Genomic DNA, 2,500 nt, shown 5'->3' with positions numbered 1-2,500 from the left:
TGGGGAGACCACTCTCCAAGCCTAAGTACTCGTGCATGACCGATAGCGAACAAGTACCGTGAGGGAAAGGTGAAAAGCACCCCGACAAGGGGAGTGAAAGAGTACCTGAAACCGGATGCCTACAAACAGTCGGAGGGGGCAACCCTGACGGCGTACCTTTTGTATAATGGGTCAACGACTTAGTGTAACGAGCAAGCTTAAGCCGGTAGGTGTAGGCGAAGCGAAAGCGAGTCTGAATAGGGCGATATAGTTCGTTGCATTAGACCCGAAACCGAGTGATCTAGCCATGAGCAGGTTGAAGGTTGGGTAACACCAACTGGAGGACCGAACCCGCATCTGTTGCAATAGATTGGGATGACTTGTGGCTAGGGGTGAAAGGCCAATCAAACTCGGAAATAGCTGGTTCTCCGCGAAATCTATTTAGGTAGAGCGTCTGGCGAATACTCCCGGGGGTAGAGCACTGGATGGGCTATGGGGACTCACCGTCTTACTGATCCTAACCAAACTCCGAATACCGGGAAGTACTACCAGGCAGACACACGGCGGGTGCTAACGTCCGTCGTGAAAAGGGCAACAACCCTAACCTCCAGCTAAGGTCCCCAAGTCATGGCTAAGTGGGAAAGGATGTGAGGATCCCAAAACAACCAGGATGTTGGCTTAGAAGCAGCCATCATTTAAAGAAAGCGTAACAGCTCACTGGTCTAAATAAGGGTCTTTGCGCCGAAAATGTAACGGGGCTAAAGCCATGCACCGAAGCTGAGGATTCCTCGCAAGAGGAGTGGTAGCGGAGCGTTCCGTAAGCTGATGAAGGGATACCCGTGAGGGGTCCTGGAGGTATCGGAAGTGCGAATGTTGACATGAGTAACGATAAAGAGGGTGAGAGACCCTCTCGCCGAAAGACCAAGGGTTCCTGCTTAAAGTTAATCTGAGCAGGGTTAGCCGGCCCCTAAGACGAGGCGGACACGCGTAGTCGATGGGAACCACGTTAATATTCGTGGGCCTGGTGGAAGTGACGGATCGCACAAGTTGTTCTGGTTTATTGGATTATCAGGGCAGCGGAGCGGTTCCAGGAAATAGCTCCACCGTATAGACCGTACCCGAAACCGACACTGGTGGTCAGGTAGAGTATACCAAGGCGCTTGAGAGAACTGCGTTGAAGGAACTCGGCAAATTGCACGCGTAACTTCGGAAGAAGCGTGACCCCATTTTACGCAAGTATGATGGGGTGGCACAGACCAGGGGGTAGCGACTGTTTATCAAAAACACAGGGCTCTGCGAAGTCGCAAGACGACGTATAGGGTCTGACGCCTGCCCGGTGCTGGAAGGTTAAGAGGAGAGGTGCAAGCTTTGAATCGAAGCCCCAGTAAACGGCGGCCGTAACTATAACGGTCCTAAGGTAGCGAAATTCCTTGTCGGGTAAGTTCCGACCTGCACGAATGGCGTAACGACTTCCCCGCTGTCTCCAACGCAGACTCAGTGAAATTGAATTCCCCGTGAAGATGCGGGGTTCCTGCGGTCAGACGGAAAGACCCCGTGCACCTTTACTATAGCTTTACACTGGCATTCGTGTCGGCATGTGTAGGATAGGTGGTAGGCTTTGAAGCAGGGACGCCAGTTTCTGTGGAGCCATCCTTGAAATACCACCCTTATCGTCATGGATGTCTAACCGCGGCCCGTCATCCGGGTCCGGGACAGTGTATGGTGGGTAGTTTGACTGGGGCGGTCGCCTCCGAAAGAGTAACGGAGGCGCGCGATGGTGGGCTCAGACCGGTCGGAAATCGGTCGTCGAGTGCAATGGCATAAGCCCGCCTGACTGCGAGACTGACAAGTCGAGCAGAGACGAAAGTCGGTCATAGTGATCCGGTGGTCCCGCGTGGAAGGGCCATCGCTCAACGGATAAAAGGTACGCCGGGGATAACAGGCTGATGACCCCCAAGAGTCCATATCGACGGGGTTGTTTGGCACCTCGATGTCGGCTCATCGCATCCTGGGGCTGGAGCAGGTCCCAAGGGTTTGGCTGTTCGCCAATTAAAGCGGTACGTGAGCTGGGTTCAGAACGTCGTGAGACAGTTCGGTCCCTATCTGCCGTGGGTGTAGGAATATTGACAGGATCTGTCCCTAGTACGAGAGGACCGGGATGGACATATCTCTGGTGGACCTGTTGTCCTGCCAAGGGCATAGCAGGGTAGCTATATATGGACGGGATAACCGCTGAAGGCATCTAAGCGGGAAACCCACCTGGAAACGAGTGTTCCCTATCAGAGCCGTGGAAGACGACCACGTTGATAGGCCGGGTGTGGAAGTGCGGCAACGCATGAAGCTTACCGGTACTAATAGCTCGATTGGCTTGATCGTTCTCATTGACTATGCTCATCGAACTTCGTTCGATAAGCCTGACCTTCTGTCCTCACGCGCCAAAGGCGCTGCGGACGGCGCGCCAAACGATTGGCGACGCGCTTTGCGCTTGCGGCCCCTGGCCGAAGCTGCCTCGCGAAAGGTA

At 54.2% G+C, this 2,500-nt stretch carries 1 rRNA gene (cut by a window edge); it reads left to right on the top strand.

The features are described 5' to 3' along the window. Window positions 1-2,355 (top strand): 23S ribosomal RNA (locus FHX15_RS30710) (it extends 445 nt beyond the left edge of the window). Window positions 2,356-2,500: the final 145 nt, after the last annotated feature.

Origin of the sequence: Rhizobium sp. BK650 (assembly GCF_014195325.1) — a bacterium.
Taxonomy (GTDB): Bacteria; Pseudomonadota; Alphaproteobacteria; order Rhizobiales; family Rhizobiaceae; genus Rhizobium.
This window is presented reverse-complemented; position numbering and strand designations above follow the sequence as displayed.